The sequence below is a fragment of the Micromonospora sp. M51 genome, from assembly GCF_018070305.1.
Lineage (GTDB): Bacteria > Actinomycetota > Actinomycetes > Mycobacteriales > Micromonosporaceae > Micromonospora > Micromonospora parva.
The window spans coordinates 1-2,030 of record NZ_JAGPXZ010000944.1 but is presented as its reverse complement, the minus strand read 5'-3'; the positions used below and the strand labels follow the sequence as shown (position 1 = coordinate 2,030).

Here is a 2,030-nt window from a genome sequence, read left to right as displayed (position 1 = left end):
CCGCTGGACGGTTGGGAGCTGCTGGTGGCCGGCCTCGACCACCGGGCGATCCCCGAGGGACGGCTCAGCCGCGTACCCGAGGACACCGACGCGGACGTCGACGAGGCCGCGGAGCCGGTGTTGGACGAGGCCCGCAGCTGACCCGTCCGGTGCGGCCGGACGCTCAGGCGGGCGAGAGGTTCTGCAGTCGGACCTGACCACGGGCGACCAGCCGCTCGTCGGCGTCGGTGATCTCCACCTGCCAGAGCTGCTGGCTGCGACCCCGGTGCACCGGGGTGCCGACGGCGGTCAGCTCGCCGTCCCGGACGGCCCGCAGGAAGTCGGTCTGGTTCGACACCCCGACCACGGTGCCCCGGTCGGCCAGCCAGAGGGCACCGCCCACGCTGGCTGCGGTCTCCACGACCGAGCAGTACACCCCGCCGTGCAGGAGGCCGAACGGCTGGTGCAGGTCCGGTCGGACCTGCCAGCTGATGACCACCCGGTCGGCGCTCGCCTCCTCGAACGTGAGGCCGAGCAGGGCGGCAAAACCACCCGTCAGATCCGGAATCTCCATGGCAAAGCCCTCCTTGATCAACGCGGCGCAAGCCTAGCCGGGGCGGGTTGGGCCAAACCCGGTACGGGTCCGTGCCGGCGATGGGGGAGAATCGGTGACCGTGACCGACAGCAGCCTCCCGCCCCCCGGGCGGGCCTCCCTGACCGATGACCTGCTCTGGCGTGGCCTGATCCAGGACTCGACCGGCCTCGACGAGCTGCGCGAGCTGCTCGACGGTGGGAGTGCCGCCACCTATTACGTGGGCTTCGACCCCACCGCGCCGAGCCTGCACGTCGGCAACCTCATGCAGGTCCTCATGGCCCGCCGGCTGCAACTCGCCGGTCATCGCCCGTTGCTGTTGGTCGGCGGGGCCACCGGGCAGATCGGCGACCCGAAAGAGAGCGCCGAGCGGGCGCTCAACCCGACCGAGGTGATCGCCGGTTGGGTCGAGCGGATCCGCGAGCAGCTCGCGCCCTTCGTGTCGTACACCGGGGACAACGCTGCGCAGCTTGTCAACAACCTGGACTGGACCGGCGAGATGTCGATCGTCGAGTTCCTCCGCGACGTCGGCAAGCACTTCCCGGTGAACAAGATGCTCGCGCGGGAGGTGGTGCGGGCCCGACTGGAGACCGGCATCAGCTTCACCGAGTTCAGCTACCAGCTGTTGCAGGCCAACGACTTCTACGAGCTGCACCGCCGGCACGGCTGTCAGCTCCAGTTCGGCGGCTCCGACCAGTGGGGCAACATCACCGCCGGCGTCGACTACGTGCGCCGGCGGGGGGTGGGGCCGGTGCAGGCGTTCACCACGCCGCTGGTCACCAAGGCCGACGGTACGAAGTTCGGCAAGAGCGAGGGCGGTGCGGTCTGGCTCGACCCGACGATGACCAGCCCGTACGCGTTCTACCAGTTCTGGCTCAACGTGGAGGACCAGGAGGTCGACCGCTACCTGCGGTACTTCAGCTTCCGCTCCCGCGATGAGCTGGAGGAGCTGGCGAAGGCGACCGCCGAACGGCCGGCGGCCCGGTTGGCGCAGCGGGCGCTCGCCGAGGAGCTGACCACCCTGGTGCACGGCGCCGACGAGGCCCGACAGGCGATCGCCGCCAGCCAGGCGCTCTTCGGCCGCGGCTCACTGGACGACCTGGCGCCGGAGACCCTGCGCGCGGCCCTGACCGAGGCGGGCCTCGTACGCCTCGCCGGCGAATTGCCGGATGTGGCGGGTCTGCTGCGGGACTCCGGCCTGGTGACCGGCCTCAAGGAGGCCCGACGGGTGATCGCCGAGGGCGGCGCCTACGTCAACAACAACCGGGTGACCGCTGTGGATGCTGTGGTGTCGCCGGCCGATCTGCTGCATGGCCGATACCTGGTGCTGCGCCGGGGGAAGCGCTCGTTCGCGGGCGTTGAGCTGGGTGAATAGTCGTCTGTCGACGATGTGACGGGGGACGCGTCCGGCGGATTTGACGATCATCCCGCCGGACGCGTAGCTTTCTCTCTGCCAGCG

2 protein-coding genes are annotated in these 2,030 nt (G+C 70.4%); one reads left to right on the top strand and one right to left on the bottom strand.

Annotated features, from left to right (window positions below; all coding sequences use genetic code 11):
- Positions 1-163: 163 nt before the first annotated feature.
- Positions 164-553: a PaaI family thioesterase gene (locus tag KBX53_RS31060; RefSeq protein ID WP_210863300.1), complete on the bottom strand. Its 390-nt coding sequence runs from the start codon at positions 551-553 to the stop codon at positions 164-166.
- 100 nt (positions 554-653) lie between these two features.
- Between KBX53_RS31060 and tyrS the strand changes: the two genes are divergently transcribed.
- Positions 654-1,946 carry a tyrosine--tRNA ligase gene (gene tyrS / locus KBX53_RS31055; protein WP_210863302.1) on the top strand — a complete coding sequence of 431 codons (1,293 nt, stop codon included), beginning with the start codon at positions 654-656 and terminating at the stop codon, positions 1,944-1,946.
- Positions 1,947-2,030 lie beyond the last annotated feature (84 nt).